Raw genomic sequence first — 21,535 nt, forward strand, 5'->3', positions numbered from 1 at the left:
CCTCGCCGCCGTACTCCCGGGGCGGTTCCTCGCTCAGCAGCGCCACCACCTCCGCCGCCCGCCGGGCCCCCACCAGGGGCGCGCCGTCCAGCAGGGCGCGCGCCAGGCGGGGGTGCAGGCCCAGGCGGGCCATCGCCTCCCCGCGCCCGGTGACCCGCCCGGAGCCGTCCACGGCGCCGATCGCGCGCAGCACCTCGCGGGCCGCGGCCATCGCCCCGTCCGGCGGCGGGTCCGGCAGCGCCAGGCCGCGCGCGTCCGGATCGCCCCAGCAGGCCGCGCGCAGGGCGAACGCCGTCAGGTCCGCGACGGCGATCTCGGGGGAGGGGAAGCGCGGCAGCCGCCCGTGCTCGGCCTCCGGCCAGCAGCGGTACACCACGCCCGGCGCCTCGCGCCCGGCCCGGCCCGCGCGCTGCTCGGCCGACGCCCGGGAGACCCGCACGGTCGTCAGCGCGCCCAGGCCCCGCGCGTGGTCGGTGCGCGGCTCGCGGGCCAGCCCGGAGTCCACCACCACCCGCACCCCCGGCACGGTCAGGCTGGACTCGGCGACCGCCGTGGCCAGCACCACCCGGCGCCGCCCGGCGGAGCCGGCCAGCACCGCGTCCTGGACGGCGGCCGGGGCCCGCCCGTGCACCTGGAGCACCTCGACGTCCGCTCCGCCGGTCCCCTCTCCGGTTCCCGGGCCGTCGCCGCCCAGCAGCCCGGCCACCCTCGCGACCTCCCCGGTCCCGGGCAGGAAGCACAGCACGTCGCCGCTCTCCTCCCGCAGCGCCCGCCGCACCACGGCGGCCACGTGCTCCAGCAGGGCGGGGTCCACCCACGTGCCGTGCGCGGGGCGCACCGGACGAGGGGGAGGCGTCCACACCACCCGCACCGGGTGCGCCGCGCCCGGCGCCTCCACCACGGGCGCGTCCAGCAGCCGCGCCCAGCCCTGGGCGTCGGTGGTCGCCGAGGCGGCGACCAGGCGCAGCTCCGGCCGCAGCGCGGCCCGCACGTCCAGCAGGAAGGCGACGGCGGTGTCCGCGTCCAGGTGCCGCTCGTGGCACTCGTCCAGCAGCACCGTGTCCACCCCGGCCAGCTCCGGGTCGCGCTGCAGGCGCTGGAGCAGCACCCCGGTGGTCACCACCTCCACGGCGCATTCGGGGCCCACCACGCGCTCCCCGCGCACGGTGAACCCCACCCGCTCCCCCACGCGCTCGCCCAGCAGCCAGGCCATCCGCCGCGCGGCGGCCCGTACCGCGATGCGGCGCGGCTCGGCCACCACCACGCGCCGGACGGGGCCGGTGCGGCCGGGATCGCCGGAATCCGCCAGCCCGGCCAGGGCCAGGGGCACCAGCGTGGTCTTGCCGGTGCCCGGCGGCGCGCACAGCACGGCCGCCCCGCGCGCCTCGAGCGCGTCGCGGAGGGCGGGCAGCACGGAACGTACGGGCAGTCGGTGGAGGGCATCGGTCCGCAGGGGCATGCCCTCCATCCTCGCAAGCGTCCTACGGCCGCCCGTCGCGCTCGCCGTCGCGCTCGCACACGAAGATCGCCGTGCCCGGGATCAGCCGTCCGCGCAGGGGGGACCAGCCGCCCCACTCCTGCCGGTTCCACTCGGGCCACTCCGGCTCCACCAGGTCCAGCAGGCGGAAGCCGGCGGCGACGACGTCGCGCACGCGGTCACCGAGCGTGCGGTGGTGCTCGACGTAGACGGCGCGCCCGTGCCCGTCCTGCTCCACGTACGGCGTGCGGTCGAAGTAGGAGGCGTGGACCGTCAGGCCCTCCGGTCCCGGCTCGTCGGGGAAGGCCCAGCGGATCGGGTGCGTCACCGAGAAGACCCACCGCCCGCCCGGCCGCAGGACGCGGTGCACCTCGCGCATCACCCGCACCGGGTCGGCGACGAAGGGCAGCGCCCCGTACGCGGAGCACGCCAGGTCGAAGGAGCCGTCGGCGAAGGGCAGGGCGCCGGCGTCGGCCTGGACGAGGGGGAAGCCGGCGCCGGCGCGCAGGGCGTGCCGCAACTGCCGGTGCGAGATGTCCAGCGCCACCGGTCGCGCGCCCCGCGCCGCCAGCCAGCGAGAGCACTGCGCCGCCCCGGCGCCGACCTCCAGCACCGACCGCCCGGCCAGTTCCCCGGCCGGGCCCAGCAGCCCGGCCCGCTCCTCGTCCAGCCCCTCGGGGCCCCACACGAAGCGGGCGTCGCCGAGGAAGTCACCGTGCTCGCGCTGGTAGTCGTCCGCGTTCCGGTCCCACCAGACGCGGCTGGCCCGGCTGCTCTCCGCGTCGTCCGCGGCGCGGCGCGCGACCTCCGGCTCCGGTTCGCTGTCTTGGTTCATGCTGCCCGTCGTCGTAGCCTGCGGTGCGGGCGCGCGGCGGAGAGGCACCGTGGGGCGCCGTGAGGACGGCCGCCGAGCGCGGGATCCTGCCGGATATGAGACGTAAGTCCCGTGTGTCCTCGTTCGTGCATTGACCATGCCCGGCTGCCCCCGTATGCTACAAGTTGCGCTGCGGGCCTGCGCGCCTCGGACGGAGCAGGTCGCGCTCGCATCTGTTGTATGTCCCCTCGGTTGTCGAGGTGCTTGTTGATTTCCTCGAAGGTGGAGATCTTGACAGAAGCGCCTCTCAGGCTGTCCGGCTTCGGCAGTGCGATAAGGGCTCTCGGCGTAGCAGTACCTACGACTTCAATGTCCGTACCGGAGCCCTTTTCCACATGACGAGCAGCACCGAGACCACCGTGACCACCCCGCAGGTTGCGGTTAACGACATCGGTTCCGAGGAAGCCTTCCTCGCCGCGATCGACGAGACGATCAAGTACTTCAACGACGGCGACATCGTCGACGGCGTCATCGTGAAGGTCGACCGGGACGAGGTCCTGCTCGACATCGGCTACAAGACCGAGGGTGTCATCCCTTCCCGTGAGCTGTCGATCAAGCACGATGTCGACCCGAACGAGGTCGTCGCCGTCGGTGACGAGATCGAGGCCCTCGTCCTCCAGAAGGAGGACAAGGAGGGCCGCCTGATCCTCTCGAAGAAGCGCGCCCAGTACGAGCGTGCCTGGGGCACCATCGAGAAGATCAAGGAAGAGGACGGCATCGTCACCGGTACCGTCATCGAGGTCGTCAAGGGTGGTCTGATCCTCGACATCGGCCTCCGTGGCTTCCTGCCGGCCTCCCTGGTCGAGATGCGTCGTGTCCGCGACCTCCAGCCGTACGTCGGCAAGGAGCTCGAGGCCAAGATCATCGAGCTGGACAAGAACCGCAACAACGTGGTCCTCTCCCGCCGCGCCTGGCTGGAGCAGACCCAGAGCGAGGTCCGCCAGACCTTCCTCACCACCCTGCAGAAGGGCCAGGTGCGCTCCGGCGTCGTGTCCTCGATCGTCAACTTCGGCGCCTTCGTGGACCTGGGCGGCGTCGACGGTCTGGTGCACGTCTCCGAGCTGTCCTGGAAGCACATCGACCACCCGTCCGAGGTGGTCGAGGTCGGCCAGGAGGTCACCGTCGAGGTCCTCGACGTCGACATGGACCGCGAGCGGGTCTCCCTGTCGCTCAAGGCGACCCAGGAGGACCCGTGGCAGCAGTTCGCCCGGACCCACCAGATCGGCCAGGTCGTCCCCGGCAAGGTCACCAAGCTGGTGCCGTTCGGTGCGTTCGTCCGCGTCGACGAGGGCATCGAGGGCCTGGTCCACATCTCCGAGCTGGCCGAGCGCCACGTGGAGATCCCCGAGCAGGTCGTCCAGGTCAACGACGAGATCTTCGTCAAGGTCATCGACATCGACCTGGAGCGCCGCCGCATCAGCCTCTCGCTGAAGCAGGCCAACGAGGCCTTCGGCGCCGACCCGCTGGCGGCCGAGTTCGACCCGACCCTGTACGGCATGGCCGCCTCCTACGACGACCAGGGCAACTACATCTACCCCGAGGGCTTCGACCCGGAGGCCAACGACTGGCTGCCGGGCTACGAGAAGCAGCGCGAGGAGTGGGAGCGCCAGTACGCCGAGGCGCAGCAGCGCTTCGAGCAGCACCAGGCGCAGGTCCTGAAGTCCCGCGAGGCCGACGCGCAGGCGGAGGCCGAGGGGGCCGGCGGCGGTGCCGGCGGCCAGCAGGGCGGCGGTTCCGGCGGCTCGTACTCCTCGGAGTCGAGCGACAACTCCGGCGCCCTGGCCTCGGACGAGGCCCTGGCGGCCCTCCGCGAGAAGCTCGCGGGCGGCCAGAGCTGACCCGACCGGGTCGGCCGACGCGCCACAACGCCTGACAGGGCCCGCCCCCCGCACGGGGGGCGGGCCCTGCGGCGTGCCCGCGCCCCGCGCCCCGGGGCCTGCGGCTCCCGCCGGACCCGGTGCGGGGGCCCGCGCCGGACGTGGCACCATGCGTGACCGTGCCGGCGGCCACCCGGCCCCGGCAGCGCCACGGGCGCGGCGGACGGAGCGCCGCGGGCGGGCTCCCCCGCACCCGGCGGACGCCAAGGTCCCGGCCCCTTCCGCCCACCGGGCCGGTGGACGCCCCGCGGGCGGGAGCCCCCGGTCACCGACCGTGGGAATGCGTGCGCGACGGCGGACGTTGCCGACAGACAGGAGCGATACGGAGGAGCGGCGGCAGTGCTGGATCCGCAGAGTTTGTACGAGTGGGAACCGACCGGCCTGAAGGAGGCCGAGGCGGTCATCGGTGAGCCGGGCAGCGCCGGACTCGTCATGCTCTACCACTTCGAGGGCTTCATCGACGCCGGGGAGACCGGTGGCCAGGTCGTCGAGCGGCTGCTGGACCGCCAGCCGCACCTGACCGTCGCCCGCTTCGACGTGGACCGCCTCGTCGACTACCGCGCCCGCCGCCCGGTGATGACCTTCCGCCGCGACCACTGGGTGTCCTACGACCGGCCCCGGCTGGAGCTGCGGCTGCTGAGGGACGCCACCGGAGCCCCCTTCCTGCTGCTCGCCGGCCCGGAGCCGGACGTGGAGTGGGAGCGGTTCACGGCCGCCGTGCGCGGGATCGTCGAACGGCTCGGCGTGCGGCTGGCGGTCACCTTCCACGGCATCCCCATGGGAGTCCCGCACACCCGCCCGGTCGGCCTCACCCCGCACGGCAACCGCCTGGACCTGACCCCCGCGCGGCAGACCCCCTTCGACGAGGCCCAGGTGCCCGGCAGCGCCGCCGCGCTGCTGGAGCTGCGGCTGGCCGAGGCCGGCCACGACGTGCTGGGCTTCGCCGCGCACGTACCGCACTACGTGGCCCGCTCCACCTACCCCGACGCCGCCCTGACCGTCGTGGAGTCGATCACCGCGGCCACCGGCCTGGTCCTGCCGGAGGTCACCCACGCGCTGCGCACGGACGCGCACCGCGTGCAGGACGAGATCGAGCGGCAGCTCGCCGAGGGCGACGGCGAACTGGTCGCGGTCGTCCGCGGGCTGGAGCAGCAGTACGACGCCATAGCCGGGGCCGAGACCCGCGGCAGCCTGGTGGCCGAGCCCACGGAGCTGCCGTCCGCCGAGGAGCTGGGCGAGGTCTTCGAGCGCTTCCTCGCCGAACGCGAGAGCGGCGGCGCGGACGGCCCGGACGGCGGGAACGGCGCGGACGGTACCGGCCCCCGGCCCTGACCCCGCGGGTCGCCGCAGGCCACGGCAGGTCACGGTGTGCCCCGCGGCTTCACGGGCCCCGTGCGGTGCCGGGCCGCCCGCGCGGCGTCGGCAGGCGGCTTCGGTAGGCGGCTTCGGTAGGCTGAGCGGCGGCCGTGGCGGGGGGACCGCCGCGGCCCGCGGCCCCGCCGCACGGTGCGGGGGGCGACCGGGCACCGGACGGGTGGAGGCGTGGGCATGCTCTCCGTGGGGCTGACGGGCGGGATCGGCGCGGGCAAGAGCGAGGTCTCCCGGCTCCTGGGCGCGTACGGCGCCGTGATCATCGACGCCGACAAGATCGCGCGCGAGGTCGTGGAGCCCGGTACCGAGGGGCTGGCCGCCGTGGTCGCCGAGTTCGGCGAGGAGGTCCTCGCCCCGGACGGCACCCTGGACCGGCCCCGGCTCGGCTCCATCGTCTTCAACGACCCCGAGAGGCGGAAGGCCCTCAACGCGATCGTCCACCCGCTGGTCGGGGCGCGCTCCGCCGAGCTGCAGGCGGCGGCCGGGGAGGACGCGGTCGTCGTCCACGACGTGCCGCTGCTGGTCGAGAACGGCCTCGCGCCCCTCTACGACGTGGTGGTGGTCGTCGACGCCTCTCCGCAGACCCAGCTCGACCGCCTGGTGCGCCTGCGCGGCATGGACGAGGCGGACGCCCGCAGCCGGATGGCCGCCCAGGCCACGCGCGAACGGCGGCTGGCGGTCGCGGACATCGTCATCGACAACGACGGCCCGCTGGAGAAGCTGGAGCCCCAGGTCGCGGAGGTCTGGCGGCGGTTGACCGAGAGGGCCCGCCGGACCCCGGACGCTTGACCGGCGCCCGAACCGGGAAGACTGCACCGAACGGGGGAATATGCCCGCAGGCCGGCGCGTTCCCGTGGCGGTGCACCACGGTGCCCGTGACGTCCCCGGCGTCGCGCGGCACTCCGGAACCACCATCCGTACCCGAGGACCCGTGATCCCGCGGACGAGTACGAACGCGGCCGAGCGCGGGCGAGGAGGCGCCGACGTGCCCGAGACCACGCCCGAGACCCATGTCATCCAGTACCGCGCGGCGGAGCAGTTGCTGGCCGCCCGCGACCCCAGGGGCGCCCTGAAGCTCCTGGAGTCGGTGGTCGCCGCCTTCCCGGAGAAGACCTCCGTCCGGCTGCTGCGCGCCAGGGCCTTCTTCCTCAGCGCCCAGTTGCGCGCCGCCGAGGAGGAGTTCCAGGTCGTCCTGGAGCGCGAGCCGGACAACTCCTTCGCGCACTTCGCCCTCGGCCGCACCCTGGAGCGCGCGGGCCGGGACGACGAGGCGCTGCGCCACTTCCGCCTCGCGGCGGCGCTGGACCCCCGCCCGGACTTCTGGGAGGCGGCCCGGTTCGGCGACCGCGCCGCCTGACACGCCGCCTGGCACGCCACCGGACGGGCCGGTTCCGACACACGCCGGAACCGGCCCGTCCGCTGCCGCCGCCCGCCCCCCGCGCCGCCGGACCGGTCACGGGGCCAGCCCCAGGGAACCGGTCATGAAGAACGCCCCCTCCACCCACTGACCGGGCACCGGAGGGTGCGGGAGCTGGGTGTCGGCGGCGGCGACGTCCACCTCGATCCCGCCGATCGTCCGTACCCGGATCCGGTGGAAGGCCTCACCGCTGATCTCGCTCTCGGTGCGCTCGGCGGCCACCACCCCGCCCGCGAACAGCGCGTGCGCCGTCGGCGTCCACTCCCGGTCCGCGTCGTCCGGGCGGAACAGCCCGGCGGGGATGAGGAAGTCCGGTGCGAACTTCGGCTCGCGGTCGCCCTGCGCCGCGTCGTACGCCGCCTCGTCGGCGTGCAGGTCGATCCGCTCGGCGAGCGCGCTCAGCCGCAGGCTGCCCTCCCTGGGCGCCCCGGCCTCCCCGCGGCCCAGCGCGCGCAGCTCCGCGCGGTCGGTCAGCTCCACGGGCAGCGGGCACAGCATCTCCCCGCCCTCGCCGTCCAGCAGTTCCATGTGCGCGGTGCCGTCCGGCGCCAGCGCGATCCCGCGCACCGGGACCGGCGCCCCCCGCGGCACCAGGCACGGCAGGACGTACGTCAGCGCCCCCTCGCCGTCGAATTCCAGCTCGACGCGGGTGCCGCCCGCGCCGCTCCACACCACCCGTGTGGCGCCCTCGCCGACGGGCTCCGCCCGCCCGAGCCCGTACAGCCGGTGCAGCAGCTCGCCGTACTCCTGCTGATCGCGCACCTCGAGACCGATGGCACCGAAGTGACTGGCCATGTCAGGAAACACCCCCGTGGAGAACCGATCGCCCATGACGCCGACCGGAGTCGATCACCGTGACAGCCCCTACCGTCCCCCCGCTCTCCACCGGACGGCAACCGGGTTTCGCGCGGGACGGGCGGGCACGATGGACGACGGGCCCCGGCACCGGCGGCCCGTGACCGCACCCCCGACTCCGACCACGGGACCGCAGCATGACGCTCCGACACCTCCGACACCTCCGCCCGGCACACCCCGCCGCCCTCGCGCTGGCCACCGCCCTCTCCCTGACGGGATGCGGGGCCGCCGGCACCGGGAACCCGTCGCCCGGCCCGGGGACCGCCGCGTCCGGCGGACGGTCCGTCAACCCCCTGGACAACCACGACGGCACCGGGCCCGGACTCGCGCCCGTCACCTCGGACACCGGCAGGAGCGAGGCGCGCAGGCTCATAGGGGAGCTGGCGACGAAGGGGCGCGGCCCCGGGACCGGCTACGACCGCGAGGAGTTCGGATACGCCTGGATGGACACCGCCGACGGGGTGCCGCTGGCGCGGAACGGCTGCGACACCCGGAACGACCTCATGAAACGCGACGGCCAGGAGCTGCGGTTCCGCTCCGGCTCCGACTGCGTGGTCGTCTCCATGACGCTGGCCGACCCGTACACGGGCAAGGAGATCGCCTGGAGGAAGCAGGACGCCGCCGAGGTGCAGATCGACCACGTGGTGCCGCTGTCGTACGCCTGGCGGATGGGCGCGTCCCGCTGGCCGGAGAGCAAACGCGAACAGCTCGCCAACGACCCGCTGAACCTGCTGCCGGTCGAGGGCCGCGCCAACTCGGCCAAGGGAGACTCCGGGCCCGCCTCCTGGCTGCCGCCGAACAAACCGGTCCGGTGCGCCTACGCGGTGCGCTTCGCGCAGGTCGCCGAGAAGTACGAGCTGCCGGTGACGGCCGCGGACAAGCGGATGATGCTGCGCCAGTGCGGGGGGTGAGCGCCCCCGCGGGCGTGCCGTCGGCACCCCGCCCGTGCGGCGTCCCCCCGCGTCCCCCGGCCGGCGGGACGGCCGGCGCGCCTCACAGGCCGTGCGGTGCGTCGACGACCCGGTCGGGCCGGGTGATGGTGTAACGCAACTGTGCCACGAGGCTCTCGCCGGGCACCGGCCGCGTCCGGCCGGCCGGTATGAACAGCACGGACTCCGCCACGTCCGGCGGCTCCGCGAACCTGTACCGCCGCCCGTCCCTGACGAACGGGGACAGGTGGCGGTTGGCGAGGGCGTACCCGATCCCCGCGATGTGCCGGGCGCGCTGCCGCGCGCCGTGCAGCAGCCGGGGTGCGCTCAGCCCGATGCCGTGGGAGGTGCCGCCCGCCACCACGGCGAGGTGGCCGTCGGCCGGAGCCGGGCGCTGCCGGACGCCGAACCGCTCCCCCCGGGCGACGTCCACGACGTCCAGGACGGTGCTGCGGTACTGCGTGGCCTTCGGATCACCCAGCCAGAGGCCGGTGCCCACGCGGGGGCGGAACGCGGTACGGGGGAACCGCTCGCGCAGCCGCGCGAGTTCGCCGGCGGAGAGGTGGCTGACGAAGAGGGTGTGCCGGGGCAGCCCGGCCGCACGCAGCCGGTCCATCCAGGCGACGATCTCGCCGACCCCGCCGGCGCCCGCCGGACGGTCCAGCGGCAGGTGGATGGAGAACCCCTCGAACTGCCAGTTCCGCAGCGCCGTCCGCACCCGGTGGAGGTCCCGGGGGTGCACCCCGTGACGCCGCATGGAGGACATCAGCTTGACGACGACCCGGGCGCCCGCGAGGCCGTGGGCGCCCGGGTCGTCGACGGTGGAGAGGGTGCGGATGACCCGCTCGTGCAGCGGCAGCCGCGCCTCATGGCGGTGATGGGGCGTCAGCACCAGCAGGTCCCCCTCGAAGACGTCCTGCACCCGCAGGGCCTCGTGGACGGTGCCCACCGCGAGGAGTCCGGCTCCCAGACGGGTGGCCTCCCGGGCCAGCCGGTCGAGGCCGAAACCGTAACCGTTGCCCTTGCAGACCGGCACGAGACCGGGCAGCCGTTCGAGGACGGCCTCCTGGTGTCCGCGCCAGCGTGCGGTGTCGATGTGAAGTGTGAGCGCCACGGCGGATTCCGGAACCCTTCTCGCGGTGGTGAGGTCGGCTGTCGGCGGCGGTGGTGTGCCGGGTCGGCGGCACCGGACGCCGCTGCCGTGCGGGACCGGCGCGCCGCGGTTCCCGGCCGGACTGCCGGCCCGCATCCGCGTCCCCGCCACCGTCACCGCCACACCCACCATGATCGCGGACGGCCGCGCCCGGTCCGCGGGCCGGTGCGGATCTCCGGGGGCTCCCGGCCTGCGGATGCCCGGCAGCGCGGCGTCCGGCCGGCGGGCGCGGGCCGGCTCAAGCGCCGCGCGACCGTGTCCGCTGCGGAGGACAGCGCCATCCGGATACCGGACGGCGGGGGTGCCGTCCGCTCTGGACGGTGGAGAACCCGAACGGGGTCCTCCGCGGCCCGGCGGACTCCGGCCGGGCGCCCGGGTGGCCGCGCGGCGTCATGCCTCCGGCCGGTGACGGCCGGAGGGCCGCGTCCGGAAACGCCGATCCGCTGCCGTAGGGGAACTACGACGGCGGCACACCGGCGGGGGGACGAACTGACGGACTTTCCCCGGAGAGGCAGCGGTATTCCCGCACACCGCCCTGGTCGGAGAGCCGGCGAAGGTACTGTGCGGCGCCGGGGCGATGCGACGGGAGGCGGGGTCTGTGGGCACGACACGGCGAACGGTGGTGACCGCGGTGGTGGTGGCCGGCGTCCTCGTGCTGGGCGGCTGCGGCCGGACGGACGGCGCCGGGGAGGGGACCGGCAGCGCCACGGAGAGGGCCGGAGCCGGTGACGGCCGGCAGGGCATTCCCCCCGAACTGGTGGGGAGCTGGAGCACGGACCACTCCAGCGATTTCGATCCGACCGTCCACAGCTTCTACGAGGACGGATTCTTCACCCGGGAGGCCGGGGCGATCAGGACCACGGGCCGCTACGAGGTCAGGGGCAGCACGATTCTGACCTACCCCGACGAAGGGAAGCCGCGGATCTACGAGTGGCGGGTCGGGGACGGCGGCTGTCTGTACCTCAACGGCGCGAGACACTGCCCGTACTCCTAGGGCGCGTATCGAGTCGTGATCGGGGAGTGGTTCGAGCGAGGTCCTCGATCCAGGTCATCGGGGCTCGCAGGTGGAGGCCGGCGAGGCGGCTGGCAGGGGTCTTGTCGTAGCGAGTGGCGATGCCCCGCCACGCCTCCGGCCTGTCGATCAGTTGCTCAACGGTGCTCCGCTCCTTGTGGAGGTCGGCGTCGTGGCTGACGGGCCGATCGCCCTTGCTGCCCTTCTTCCTGCGGTTGGCGGCCTGGTCCGGCCGGCGCAAGGTCTGCTCGGCCGGTTGAGCGGGAGACCTGATCGGGACGTGACGACGTAAGGAGTTCGCAGCATGGCAACAGGTGACCTCGACGGGCCGGTTCCGGCAGCAGCCGGAGGTGGGCAGCGAGTCCTCGACCTCCTGGACAAGGCGATCGACATGCAGGGCCCACTGGTGCGCAAGAACATCGCCCGGGCCCGCCAGCGGAACCCAGAGGCGACACCAGCACAGGTGATCCGCAATCTGGAGCGGATGTACGTCAGCGCCCTGGCCGGGACAGGTGCCGCAGTCGGAGGAACTGCAGCCGCGCCCGGCGTCGGTACGGGAGTCGCCCTGGCACTGTCGGCGGGCGAGGCTTTCTCATCCCTTGAGCTGACCGCCCTCTTCGCGCTCTCGATCGCCGAAGTCCACGGAGTTCCCATCGACGAGATCGAGCGCCGCCGGACGATCGTGATGGGAATCATGCTCGGCGGGACCGGCTCCACCACCATCACCAAGGTCGCCGGGCGTACGGGGCAACACTGGGGACGTCAGGTCGTCGCCAAGGTGCCCGTCGAGACGTTGCGTCAGATCAACAAGGTCCTGGGGAAGAACTTCGTCACGAAGTACGGGACCAAGCAGGGAATCATCGTTCTCGGTCGAGTGGCACCGTTCGGTATCGGCGCTGTGATCGGTGGTGGCGCCAACGCTGCCATCGCCACTCTGACCGTGAGGGCCGGTCGCCGCGCATTCGGCCCGCCCCCGACCTCGTGGCCGTGACCGACGCGCGGCACACCGCCGACGTCCGGGAACTCGCATGACCGACCCTCGGTGCACGGAAGGACGTCGGGTGTCCCGCCTCCGCCACCGGAGTCGATTGCGGCACGCACCTGCACCGCGTCACGCGGCACCTGACGGATTTCCCACGGCAGGGCGACGTTTGTTCTGGCAGATCGTCTTCTGCGGCGCAGATGCAACCGACTGGTGCGGAGTAGGAATGCATCGAGCCGTATCCGCCGAAAGGCCGGGAACACCGTCGGGTGCCTGATCAACACGCTGAAAGCCCGGCGCGGCATCGCCACCCGCTACGACAAGGCCCCGGAAGCCACCGGGCCGGACTCCACCTCCGCGGCTCCATATCCGGATCGAGGACCTCGCACGAGCCACACGATCACGACTCGGCACGCGCCCCAGGAGGAGCCCGGGTGCCGGCGCACGGTGCCGTTCCGCGCCGCCGGCCCCGGAACTCCCGGGAGCGTCCGTCTCAGGGAGTCCCGGGCGGCTGCGCGTAGCCGCACAGCCGCCGGCAGGCGGCCGTCCGGCCGGAGCCGGCCCGGTGGCCGGGGCCGCCCGCCGTCCGCCCGGCGCGTCCTCTCCCTCCCGCCGGGCGGCAGCGCGCCCGGTCCGGGCGCGGGCGGGACGGCTCGTTGAAGCGGCAGAGGCGGGGAGGGGACGGGAAACGGGGGGAAGGCAACACACCTCCACCGTATCGGCCCCGGCCCGGTCCCGGAGCCCCCCTGTGAGTACCCGCACACCCGCGCTCCGGCGCACCCGCCGGGGACCGGCGCACGGGCCGGCGGACGCCACCGGAGTCCGCCGGAGCTGTACGGAGGCGCTCCTGACGACGGGTCAGCCGTACTTGCGGGCGCCCACGGCGAGGACGGCCGGGGTGGGGGCGCCGCTCTCCGCGAACCGTTCCAGGGTGAGCCCCGCGTCGAGGAACGCGTGCAGCAGTTCGGGCAGCGGGCGGTGCGGGGCGCCGGTCCCGTCCCGTACGCCGCGGTCCGTCCAGGGCCCCTCCGCCGCGCGGCCGTCCGCGCGGCCGGGGCGGACCACCACCGTCTCGGGGCCGGTGCGGTCGGTGAGGCCGCCGCAGGAGCAGGGGTGCTCGCCGACGTGCACGAACACCCCGCCCGGCCGCAGGACCCGGGCCGCCTCGCGCAGCACCGCCGGGTAGTCGGGCACGTCGGTGTGGACCATCACCGCGAGCACGGCCGGGACGGAGCCGTCCCGCACCGGAAGGCGTCCGGCGTCGGCCCGTACGGCCGGCGGACGGTCCCGGGCGGGGCGCGGCACCCCGGCGGAAGGGCCGACGCCGAGCGGTGTCCAGCCCAGCTCGCGGACGGTCCCGCGGACGGGGGCGGTGTGGCCGACCTCCAGGCAGACGCCGCTGCCCTCGCCCAGGAGGTCCCGCAGCAGGGGGCCGATGCCGAGGGGGCCGGCGTCCCCGGGGCCGGTCCGCGTCCGCCGTCCTCCGGCGGGCTCCTCCTCGTACCGGTCCGCGATCTCGTGGTACGTCGCCGTCGGCGCCATCGGCCCCTCCCCGGGTTGAGCTGTCCAACCTCTTTACGTGCGGGGGGAGTTGGGGTGATCCGGATTCCGCTCACGGCGGAACCGCCGACCGTGGGACCGGACGGCGGACGGCGCGGCGATCGGGGAGGAGATCGCCACGCCGCCGCCCACCGGTCGCCGGCCGAGGTCAGGAAGCCGGCAGGAGCCGATCCTGGGGGTCGCCCGGGCCACCGGGGTCTTCACCCGGGCCGTCACCGGAGCCGGTCCCCCCGGAGCCGCGGCCGCTGCGCGTCCGCGCTCCGCGCAAGCGCGCCCGGGGAGGTGTCGGTCCGCGGGAGGGTCCGTCGGTCATCGCTGTCCCCTTCTCGGGGCGGGTGGGGAACCGGCCGGGGGAGCCGGGGTGCCGGCCGTGCCCGCGCACATCCGCGGTGATCGGGTGATCGGCGGCGGGCGGGTGGCGAGCGGTATGGAGTATGGGACCGCCCCGGGCCGCCGTCAACGACTTCTTCCGGAAAATTTCCGATAAGATTTTCCGCCCGGATTCCCGGCCGGACCGCCGTGAGAAGCACGGACGTGCCGCCGGGGCCGGCGCCGCGGCAGGAGGCCGGGCCGGCCTGCCCCGGGCCCTTGAACCGCTTCCGGTAAGGGACGGGCGCGCCGCTCCGCGCCCCGGCCCACCGGATCCGTACCGACGTGCACACGGTGGGTTACCGCTGTTCTAGGCTGCTGGGCCTGGAACGTGGACGGCCGAGGGGGGACCGGTGCCGGTGAGCGATGACATGGGCGGAGGCGGACGGCTGGACGACCGGGTTCCGTACCTGGCACGGATCGACGAGCGGACCCGGAACGAACTGCTGGCGCTGGGCAGGGAGATGAGCTACCCCGCGCGGGCCGTCCTGCTGCGCGAGAGCGAGCCCTCCAGCCACGTGCTGCTGATCAGGCGCGGCTGGCTCAAGGTCACCTCCACCGCCGTCACCGGGCACGAGGCGCTGCTGGCGCTGCGCGGTCCCGGCGACGTCGTGGGGGAGGGCGCGGCACTGAACGGCGCGCCCCGGTCGGCGACCGTGTCGGCGCTGGAGCGGGTGGAGGCGACCGTGATCAGCGCCGAACGCTTCACCGGGTTCCTGCAGGACAGGCCGCAGGCCGCCCTCCACCTGCTGTCGCTGATCAGCGACCGGCTGCGCACGGGGGACCGCAGGCGGCTGGAGTACGGCGCCTCCACGGTCGAGGAGCGCCTGTCCCGGCTGCTGCTGGAGCTGGCCGAGCGGCACGGCGAACGCGCCGACGGTGGCGGTGTCGTCATCCGGGTACCGCTCACCCAGCAGGAACTGGCCGGTGCCATCGGGGCGTCGCGCGAGGCGGTGACCCGGACCCTGCGCGTGCTCCGCACGCGCGAGGTGGTGGTGACGCGGCGCCGGCACCTGGTGGTCCTGCGCCCGGAGGTGCTGCGGCGCATCGGCGGTGCCCCGGCCGGGGCCGGACGGCCGGGCGCGGACCGCCGGTGCGGCGGCGGCCGGCCGCACCGGTAATCGGTCACATCCGGACTGCGTCATCGTTCCTCCACCCGGGCGCCCCGCTGCGGAATGCTCCCGGGCAGCGGCCACGGGCCGTACCGGACGGCGAGGGGAGCGGTGGTGGAGGAACCCGTCAACAGGACGATCCTGCTCATGGACATCGAGGGGTCCGGCAGCAGGTCGGACGTCGAGCAGGGCGTGCTGCGCAGGCTGCTGTACGGGGTGCTGAAGGAGACGCTGTCGGCGGCGTCGGTGGAGGCGACCGAGTACCGGACGGAGGACCGGGGCGACGGCGTCCTCACGCTGCTCGACGCCACCGTCCCCAAACCCCAGCTCATCCGGGCCCTCCTCACCGAGACGCCCATGCGTCTGGCCGCCGCCAACCGGCTGTCCAGCCAGGGCACCCAGGTCCGGCTGCGCATGGTGCTGCACTCGGGGGAGGTGGCGCTCGACGCGTACGGGGCGGTGGGCTCCGACCTGGTGGAGGGCTTCCGGCTGCTGGACTCCGACCCGCTGCGCGCGGCGCTGAAGGAGACGGACGAGCCGTGCGTGCTGTGCGTGTCGGAGGCGGTGCACCGCGGGGTGGTGCGGCACGCGCACCCCGGCATCGAGCCGGAGCACTTCCACCGCTTCGAGATCCGGGGCAAGGGCAGCGAGGGGAGGCTGGGCGGCTGGATCCACGACCGCTCCCGCAAGCGGGCGGAGGACGGCACCGCGGAGGCGGCCACCACCGCTGACACCGCCGCCGCGGACCGCGGCAGCGGCGGCAGCGGCGGGCCGGCGGGCCCGTTCCCCCCGCCGGGCGGGTCGGGCAACTTCTTCTTCGGCCACTCCCCGCAGATCACCGGGGACGTGGTGGCCGGCCACAAGATCGTGGGCCGGCCGTGGGACGGGGGCGCGGACCGGTGACGGAGCGGAACGAGCGGACACCGGCCGGGGGCGGCGCGGAGGAACCCGGGGGAGGGGCATCCGCGCCGGAGGAGACCGGAACGCGAAAGGCCGGGGAGGAGACCGGGGAGCGGCAGACCGGGGCGGCACGGGGCGAGGAGGACGCCCCGGACGCGTGGGAGGCGTCCGAGCAACTGCGCTCCCTGGCACGGCACCTCTTCGCGCGCGGCGGCAGCGGCAACGTCCTGCGCGACCCCGACGTGCGCGGCGACGTGGTGGGCGGGGACAAGTACGACCTGCACCTGTACGGCCACGCCGCCGCCCGGACCGCGGCCGGCCGGGCGTCGGGACCGCTGCCCGCCGAGGAGATCGCCGCCGTGGAACGCGTCTTCGTGGCCGGCCGCCGCTACGACGAGGCGTACGACCGGCTCCGCGCCCAGCGCGTCCTGGTACTGCGCGGACAGCGCGGCACGGGACGCCGGACGGCCGGGGTGCGGCTGCTGCGGCAGGTGGTGGGGGACGGGAGGGTCATCGCGCTCGACCCGGGCACCGACCTGGCGGAACCGGCCGAGCTGGACGGGCAGTTGGAGCCCGGCTGCGGCCACCTCCTCGCCGACCCCGTGACGAGCGGGGAGTCCCCGCTGCGCGCGGTGCGGCTGCACGCCCTGCGGGAGCGGCTGGCCGGCAGCGGGGGATTCCTCGTCATCACCGCCGATCCGGAGACGGTGCTGGAAGGCGTCGACCCCGCCCGCTGGGAGGCCCCGGAGGCCGACCGGATCATCCGCGCCCACCTGCGCGTCCTGCTCGGGGAGGACGCCGGCGGCACCGGGGAGGACCTGCTCCACCGGCCGGAGACCAAGGCGTTCCTGGGCCGCTGCCCCACCCCCGCGGAGGCCGCCGGATTCGCGCGGCTGCTCGCGGAGCACGCACGCGGCCGGGTGGCCGCCGGCGAGCTGGAGGAGTACGGGCGCGCCGCGGCGGAACAGCGGGTCGACGCCTGGTTCGCCGACCCCGGCCTGAAGCTGCGCGAGAAGGCGTTCCTGATCTCCCTGGCCGTCTTCGACGCCGCCCCGTACCCGCTGGTGGCCGAGTTCGCCGACCTGCTGTTCCGGGAACTGCGCCGGCTGGAGACGCCGGGGCGCGACGTCGCCCTGCCGGTCTTCGCCACCCCCCTGGAGGCACGCCTGCGCACCGCCCGGGCGGTGGAGTACGACGGCGCGCTGGAGACACCGTGGGGGACGCTGCCGCAGCGCCTGGTGGCCTTCCGGGACAGCGGCCTGTGGGAGGTCCTGCTCGGCCGCGTCTGGATGACCCACCCGACCGTGCGGGAACCGGCGCTGGCATGGCTCGCCCGGCTCGGCACCGACCCCCGGGCCATGGTGCGCATCCGCGCCGCCGTCTGCGCCGGAACCCTGGCCTGCCACGACTTCGCCTTCGCCGCCGACCGCCTGATCGCCCCCTGGGCCGCCTCCCCGCGACCGCGGGAACGCCAGCTCGCGGCGTGGGCGCTGGCGGCCGCCCACCAAGCAGGCCGGGAGACGCCGGTCCGCCGGCTGCTGCGGAGCTGGAGCCGGGGCGGCGACGAGGGACGGCGGTGGACGGCGGTCCGCGCCTACGCCCTGCTGGGCGACGCGATGGTCCCCACGGCGCTGGCGGACCTCGCCGCGGTGGCCGCGACGGCCGCCGGCACCGACGCCGCGGCCGGCTCCCGGCTGCGGCAGGCCGTCGTCCAGACGCTGGAGACGCTGATCGGCGGCCCGGCCGGCCCGGAGGTACTGGCCCGGCTCGACCGCTGGCGCGAGCCGGACCGGTGGCTGCGGCACCTGGCGGCCGACGCCTTCCTCAGGGCCGCCGCACACCACCACACCGCCCCGGACGGGACACGGGCGCCCCTGCCGTCCCCGGTCCGGTGGGCGCGTGAGGGCGGGGCGGCCTGGGAGCGGTACGTGGAGCTGTGGCGCCAGGTGCTGGGCGACCCGGCGCTGCGCCGGGACGGCCTGGAGCGGATCGGCGCCTGGGTCCGCGCCGCCGGGCACGACGCCGAACTCGAGGACGCGCTGGCCGGACTGCTGCCGGGCATGGCCGCCACCGGCAACGAGACCGACCGCCTGGACCACCTGCTGCGCAAGGTCCAGGGCCGGCACCTCAGGGAGACGGGCGAGCCGCTGCCGGTGGCCGGCCGGCTCTCCGGCGCGCTGGGCGGCAGCCGCGCCCGCTGAGCGGGACGGACGAGGGACGAGGAAAGAGAAACGGACACCATGAACGAGACCACCGAACCGACGGGCGGCGCACCCGCCCACCCCCGGGTCGTCAACGACCCGGTGCGCGCCGAGCGGGAGCTGAGCCGCTTCGAGTTCATACGCAACCGCCCGCCGGTCTCCGCCGACCGGGCCCTGGTGCTGGTGACGGCCTCGGGGGAGACCGTGGCGTACCCGCCGGACCGGCAGCCCACGCGCGGCGAACTGGTCAGCAGGAACTTCCGCAGGCTCTACGAGGTGGAGACGGGCTACCAGTACCTCTCCTTCGAACACCGGCTGCCCAGCGCGGGCGACGCCTTCTTCTTCCACGCCGAGACCGACGTCACCTGGCAGGTCACCGACCCCGGCGCGGTGGTCCGCAAGCAGGTGCGCGACGTACGGGCGCTGCTGGAGCCGAGACTGCTCGCCCGGATGCGCCAGGAGACCCGCCGCTTCGACATCGAACGCAGCGCGGCGGCCGAGACCGCCGTGCACGACGCCCTGGCGCTGTCACCGCTGGCCGAGGCCGAGGGCCTGACGGTGACCTGCGCGGTGCGGCTGAGCCTGGACGAGGAGGCCGTCCGGCAGTACTCGGCCATCCGGGGGCTGGACTACGCCCGCGTCCGGGCCGAGAGCGAGCACCTGCTGGAGCGGCTGCGGACCCGTCACCAGCACGAACTGACCGAGGAGAAGACCCGGTTCTACACCTCCCTGCTGGAGGACGGCGACATCGCCCGGTGGGCCCTGCAGGTGGCGCGCAACCCCGAGGACCTGCCGCTGGCGCTGGAGGGCATCCGGGACGACGCGCGGGAGGCCATGGCCAACCAGATCGGCATCGTGAGCAAACTGCTGGAGACCGGGGCGCTGGAGGACCACATGGTGGAGGAGACGGCGCGGATGGCGGTGGAGAGCCTGAAGGCCCCGCTGATGGAGGCGGCCCGGGGCCGGACGCGCAAGCAGCCGCTGTACCGGGAGCAGCTCGAGCGGGCACCGGCGCCGGAGGAGGCGGACGGCTCCGGGACCCCGGGCGGGGGACGGTGAACCCGGTGGACCCCGCGACCGGCGGCGGGTGGTCCCGGGCGGTCGAGCCCTGGGCGGTCGGGGGAGCGCTGCTGGTCTTCGCACTGCTGACGACGGCCCTCTACGTGGCCGCGCGGTGGGGCGCGGCGCGTGCCGTGGCGCAGTTGTCCTCCGGCGTGGAGTACGGGGTGAACCTGCTCGCCGTGGGGCTGCTGCTCCCCGAGTACCTGGTCACCCGGGTGACGCGCAGGGCGTCGGGACGGGCGGCGCCGCTGGCGTACGCCTACGGCGACGCGGTCTGCGGGCTGGCCTGCGGGACGCACCGCTGCGCCGCCGCGGTCATGGGAACGCTGCACGACGCGGCACGGCGCATCGACCACCGGACGGCCCTGGTGATCAGCCTGCTGCTCAGCGCGGCGCTGCTGTACTCCGCGCGGACGTAGGCGCACGGCACGCACGGTGCCGGACGGGACCGCACGGCACCGCGTGCGCGACCGCGCGGACACGGAACGGCAGGAAGGGCGAAGGGGGGACCGGGATGAGCGAACCGCCCGCGGGGAGCCCGCCGGGGGTGCGGGCCGGGGAGCGGCTGCTGGCCGAACTCCGGGCCGAGATAGGACGGGCGGACGCCAAGGCCGCGGTCCTGGTCGCCGCCATGGGGGTGAGCACCGCCGCCTGGACCGGCGCCGTGGCGGTGGCGGGCACCTGGGAGCCGGGGCGCCCGGCCTGGCCGGGGCTGCTGCTGTGGTGGACCGGGTGCCTGGCCTGGGCGGCGTCCCTGGCCTGCCTGCTGGCGGCCGTCGCTCCCCGCTACCGGCGCGGCTCCTGGACGCCCGGGGACACCCTCGCGTACTTCCACGACATCCGCGAGGCGGCGGAGGCGGACGAGCTGCGGGAGGCGCTGCGCCGCACCGAGGAGCGCCCGCTGGACAGCCTGGTCGACGCGCTCACGGACACCAGCCGCATCGCGGCGGCCAAGCACCGCTGGGTGCGGGCCGCGCTGGCCTGCTTCGCCGTCGGGTTCGCGCTGGTGCCCGCGGGAGCCGCGGCGGCCCTGATCGCCTGACCGGCCGACCGCCTGACCGTCCGTCCCCGCCCGGGCCCGCCCGGGGCCCGCGCCCGGACGGGGGCGGCGGTCAGCCGGACGCCTGCCTCACCGGCTGCGCCTCGCTCGGACGGACGATCACGAAGCCCTCGCCGTCCAGCCTGAGCTGCACGGCCTCCCCGGAGCCGCCGCGGAGCATCGAGCCGAAGCTCTGCGACCGGTGCAGGGAGGTGTGGAGGTGGGTGCTCCAGCCGACGACGGCGTCGGTGTCGACGAAGACGGGCAGGTCCGGGGAGACGGGGATGACGATGGGGGTGCCCTCGCAGGTCACGCCCAGCCTGCCCTGCCCGGTGAAGACGCTGTTGAACAGGCCGCCGCCGGCCATGCCGGCGCCCTTGACGACCTTTATGTCGTAGCCGAGGGTCGCGTCGAAGCACAGCACGTTGCGCCCGTTGAGGGTGAGGCTGTCGCCGGGGGCGAAGTCGACGACGAAGCAGTTGGCCGCCTCGTGGGCGAACCAGGCCTCGCCCTGGCCGCGCACGGCCATCAGGGGCAGGCCCTCGCCGGTGACGGTCCGTTTGAGGAAGTTCCCCACCCCCTGGCCCTTCTTCTCGAACCTCAGGTCGCCGCGGAAGGCGATCATCGCGCCCTGCCGGGCGTAGCACTCGCCGTTCACCACGTACCTGATCGACTTGGGGTTCTGCAGGGACATCCCCGGCGCGGTGGCCGGCTGGACCGTGTGCTCGGAGGCGAAGAGATCGCTGCGCATGGGCCGTATGCTTCCCCGAACCCCCCGGCCTGCCAAGGCACCGCGCGGAGGGCCGGGCCACCCGGCGGCCGGACGCGGCGGTGCCGCCCGGCGGACCGCGCCAGGCGGTACCGCTAGCGTGTGCCCATGGCGATGGACGAGGCGCAGGCGGTCGGCGGGCTCCGGGAGAACCCGGGGAGGTGGGGGCCGGCCGCGACCGCCGAGGTGCGGGCGGACGAGGTGGGGCCCGTACGGACGTCCTACGCCCCCGATCCGGACGGCGACCCGGACCCGGGCGAGATCGTGTGGACCTGGGTCCCCTACGAGGAGGCGGACGGGCGCGGCAAGGACCGGCCCGTCCTCGTCGTGGCCCGCGAGGCGGCCGGCACCCTGCTGGCCGTGCAGCTCTCCAGCCGGCCCCGGGACGGGCGGCGCGACTGGATGCCGCTGGGCTCCGGCCCGTGGGACCGGTCCGGGCGCGACTCGTGGGCGGACCTGGACCGCGTGCTGCGGGTCCACCCGCGGGGAATGCGGCGCGAGGCGTGCGCGCTGGACCGGGCGAGGTTCAACCGGGTCGTGCACCGCCTGCGGCAGTTGTACGGCTGGCACTGACCG

20 protein-coding genes and 1 pseudogene are annotated in these 21,535 nt (G+C 75.0%); 14 read left to right on the top strand and 7 right to left on the bottom strand.

What is annotated here, in order from left to right:
• A partial coding sequence (locus tag VE546_RS22070; RefSeq protein ID WP_324925049.1) for a helicase-related protein occupies positions 1-1,459 on the bottom strand: 1,459 nt, incomplete at its 3' end.
• 22 nt (positions 1,460-1,481) lie between these two features.
• A complete protein-coding gene (locus VE546_RS22075) occupies positions 1,482-2,312 on the bottom strand; it encodes a class I SAM-dependent methyltransferase (RefSeq protein WP_324925051.1) in 831 nt (276 codons plus the stop codon).
• Between the two features lie 374 nt (positions 2,313-2,686).
• On the opposite strand from VE546_RS22075, the gene rpsA reads away from it, so the two are divergent.
• The 4 genes from rpsA (at position 2,687) to VE546_RS22095 (ending at position 6,956) form a co-directional block, all read left to right on the top strand.
• Complete coding sequence (rpsA, locus tag VE546_RS22080) at positions 2,687-4,189, top strand: 30S ribosomal protein S1 (RefSeq protein WP_324925053.1); 1,503 nt, start codon at positions 2,687-2,689, stop codon at positions 4,187-4,189.
• Positions 4,190-4,567: 378 nt separating this feature from the next.
• Positions 4,568-5,560, top strand: coding sequence for a PAC2 family protein (locus tag VE546_RS22085; protein ID WP_324925060.1), 993 nt, complete (start codon positions 4,568-4,570; stop codon positions 5,558-5,560).
• Between the two features lie 216 nt (positions 5,561-5,776).
• Positions 5,777-6,388 carry a dephospho-CoA kinase gene (coaE, locus tag VE546_RS22090; RefSeq protein WP_324925062.1) on the top strand — a complete coding sequence of 204 codons (612 nt, stop codon included), beginning with the start codon at positions 5,777-5,779 and terminating at the stop codon, positions 6,386-6,388.
• A gap of 196 nt (positions 6,389-6,584) precedes the next feature.
• Positions 6,585-6,956: a tetratricopeptide repeat protein gene (locus VE546_RS22095; protein WP_324925064.1), complete on the top strand. Its 372-nt coding sequence runs from the start codon at positions 6,585-6,587 to the stop codon at positions 6,954-6,956.
• A 96-nt stretch (positions 6,957-7,052) separates the two neighbouring features.
• Here VE546_RS22095 and VE546_RS22100 read toward each other — a convergent pair whose 3' ends face one another.
• The gene (locus VE546_RS22100; protein ID WP_324925066.1) at positions 7,053-7,811 is read right to left on the bottom strand and encodes a hypothetical protein; all 759 of its coding nucleotides are present in this window, start codon (positions 7,809-7,811) and stop codon (positions 7,053-7,055) included.
• Between the two features lie 197 nt (positions 7,812-8,008).
• Between VE546_RS22100 and VE546_RS22105 the strand changes: the two genes are divergently transcribed.
• Positions 8,009-8,782: an HNH endonuclease family protein gene (locus VE546_RS22105; protein WP_324925068.1), complete on the top strand. Its 774-nt coding sequence runs from the start codon at positions 8,009-8,011 to the stop codon at positions 8,780-8,782.
• A gap of 82 nt (positions 8,783-8,864) precedes the next feature.
• Here the strand turns inward: VE546_RS22105 and VE546_RS22110 are convergent, their stop codons facing one another.
• Positions 8,865-9,914: an alanine racemase gene (locus tag VE546_RS22110; protein WP_324925070.1), complete on the bottom strand. Its 1,050-nt coding sequence runs from the start codon at positions 9,912-9,914 to the stop codon at positions 8,865-8,867.
• Between the two features lie 637 nt (positions 9,915-10,551).
• Between VE546_RS22110 and VE546_RS22115 the strand changes: the two genes are divergently transcribed.
• A complete protein-coding gene (locus tag VE546_RS22115) occupies positions 10,552-10,947 on the top strand; it encodes a hypothetical protein (RefSeq protein ID WP_324925072.1) in 396 nt (131 codons plus the stop codon).
• Here VE546_RS22115 and VE546_RS28030 read toward each other — a convergent pair.
• Positions 10,916-11,200, bottom strand: a pseudogene (locus tag VE546_RS28030) (hypothetical protein); the annotation flags it as partial. The gene VE546_RS22115 and the pseudogene VE546_RS28030 overlap by 32 nt on opposite strands.
• Positions 11,201-11,269: 69 nt before the next feature.
• On the opposite strand from VE546_RS28030, the gene VE546_RS22120 reads away from it, so the two are divergent.
• Positions 11,270-11,956, top strand: coding sequence for a hypothetical protein (locus tag VE546_RS22120; RefSeq protein WP_324925074.1), 687 nt, complete (start codon positions 11,270-11,272; stop codon positions 11,954-11,956).
• Positions 11,957-12,805: 849 nt separating this feature from the next.
• Here the strand turns inward: VE546_RS22120 and VE546_RS22125 are convergent.
• Entirely contained in the window at positions 12,806-13,489 is a 684-nt protein-coding gene (locus VE546_RS22125; protein ID WP_324925077.1) for a class I SAM-dependent methyltransferase, read from the bottom strand.
• Positions 13,490-14,247: 758 nt separating this feature from the next.
• Between VE546_RS22125 and VE546_RS22130 the strand changes: the two genes are divergently transcribed.
• The 6 genes from VE546_RS22130 to VE546_RS22155 all read left to right on the top strand — a co-directional run bounded on the left by VE546_RS22130 (position 14,248) and on the right by VE546_RS22155 (position 20,193).
• Complete coding sequence (locus VE546_RS22130; protein ID WP_324925216.1) at positions 14,248-14,997, top strand: Crp/Fnr family transcriptional regulator; 750 nt, start codon at positions 14,248-14,250, stop codon at positions 14,995-14,997.
• A 105-nt stretch (positions 14,998-15,102) separates the two neighbouring features.
• A complete protein-coding gene (locus tag VE546_RS22135) occupies positions 15,103-15,891 on the top strand; it encodes a hypothetical protein (protein WP_324925079.1) in 789 nt (262 codons plus the stop codon).
• On the top strand, positions 15,888-18,089 hold the full coding sequence (locus VE546_RS22140) for a hypothetical protein (RefSeq protein ID WP_324925080.1): 2,202 nt from the start codon (positions 15,888-15,890) through the stop codon (positions 18,087-18,089). The genes VE546_RS22135 and VE546_RS22140 overlap by 4 nt, the downstream gene beginning before the upstream one ends.
• 39 nt (positions 18,090-18,128) lie before the next feature.
• Positions 18,129-19,148 carry a hypothetical protein gene (locus tag VE546_RS22145; protein WP_324925082.1) on the top strand — a complete coding sequence of 340 codons (1,020 nt, stop codon included), beginning with the start codon at positions 18,129-18,131 and terminating at the stop codon, positions 19,146-19,148.
• A 5-nt stretch (positions 19,149-19,153) separates the two neighbouring features.
• Entirely contained in the window at positions 19,154-19,570 is a 417-nt protein-coding gene (locus VE546_RS22150; protein WP_324925083.1) for a hypothetical protein, read from the top strand.
• A gap of 95 nt (positions 19,571-19,665) precedes the next feature.
• Positions 19,666-20,193, top strand: coding sequence for a Pycsar system effector family protein (locus tag VE546_RS22155; RefSeq protein WP_324925084.1), 528 nt, complete (start codon positions 19,666-19,668; stop codon positions 20,191-20,193).
• Between the two features lie 70 nt (positions 20,194-20,263).
• Here the strand turns inward: VE546_RS22155 and VE546_RS22160 are convergent, their stop codons facing one another.
• Positions 20,264-20,941: an AIM24 family protein gene (locus VE546_RS22160; protein WP_324925086.1), complete on the bottom strand. Its 678-nt coding sequence runs from the start codon at positions 20,939-20,941 to the stop codon at positions 20,264-20,266.
• Between the two features lie 126 nt (positions 20,942-21,067).
• On the opposite strand from VE546_RS22160, the gene VE546_RS22165 reads away from it, so the two are divergent.
• Positions 21,068-21,532: a type II toxin-antitoxin system PemK/MazF family toxin gene (locus tag VE546_RS22165; RefSeq protein WP_324925088.1), complete on the top strand. Its 465-nt coding sequence runs from the start codon at positions 21,068-21,070 to the stop codon at positions 21,530-21,532.
• Positions 21,533-21,535 lie beyond the last annotated feature (3 nt).

The organism is Streptomyces sp. (assembly GCF_035644915.1).
GTDB lineage: Bacteria > Actinomycetota > Actinomycetes > Streptomycetales > Streptomycetaceae > Streptomyces.

Excerpts from the sequence above, each read along its gene's own strand:
- VE546_RS22075 (WP_324925051.1), bottom strand. The coding sequence starts at position 2,312 with ATGAACCAAGACAGCGAACCGGAGCCGGAGGTCGCGCGCCGCGCCGCG.
- rpsA (WP_324925053.1), top strand. The coding sequence starts at position 2,687 with ATGACGAGCAGCACCGAGACCACCGTGACCACCCCGCAGGTTGCGGTT.
- coaE (WP_324925062.1), top strand. The coding sequence starts at position 5,777 with ATGCTCTCCGTGGGGCTGACGGGCGGGATCGGCGCGGGCAAGAGCGAG.
- VE546_RS22100 (WP_324925066.1), bottom strand. The coding sequence starts at position 7,811 with ATGGCCAGTCACTTCGGTGCCATCGGTCTCGAGGTGCGCGATCAGCAG.
- VE546_RS22105 (WP_324925068.1), top strand. The coding sequence starts at position 8,009 with ATGACGCTCCGACACCTCCGACACCTCCGCCCGGCACACCCCGCCGCC.
- VE546_RS22120 (WP_324925074.1), top strand. The coding sequence starts at position 11,270 with ATGGCAACAGGTGACCTCGACGGGCCGGTTCCGGCAGCAGCCGGAGGT.
- VE546_RS22125 (WP_324925077.1), bottom strand. The coding sequence starts at position 13,489 with ATGGCGCCGACGGCGACGTACCACGAGATCGCGGACCGGTACGAGGAG.
- VE546_RS22130 (WP_324925216.1), top strand. The coding sequence starts at position 14,248 with ATGGGCGGAGGCGGACGGCTGGACGACCGGGTTCCGTACCTGGCACGG.
- VE546_RS22145 (WP_324925082.1), top strand. The coding sequence starts at position 18,129 with ATGAACGAGACCACCGAACCGACGGGCGGCGCACCCGCCCACCCCCGG.
- VE546_RS22155 (WP_324925084.1), top strand. The coding sequence starts at position 19,666 with ATGAGCGAACCGCCCGCGGGGAGCCCGCCGGGGGTGCGGGCCGGGGAG.
- VE546_RS22160 (WP_324925086.1), bottom strand. The coding sequence starts at position 20,941 with ATGCGCAGCGATCTCTTCGCCTCCGAGCACACGGTCCAGCCGGCCACC.
- VE546_RS22165 (WP_324925088.1), top strand. The coding sequence starts at position 21,068 with ATGGCGATGGACGAGGCGCAGGCGGTCGGCGGGCTCCGGGAGAACCCG.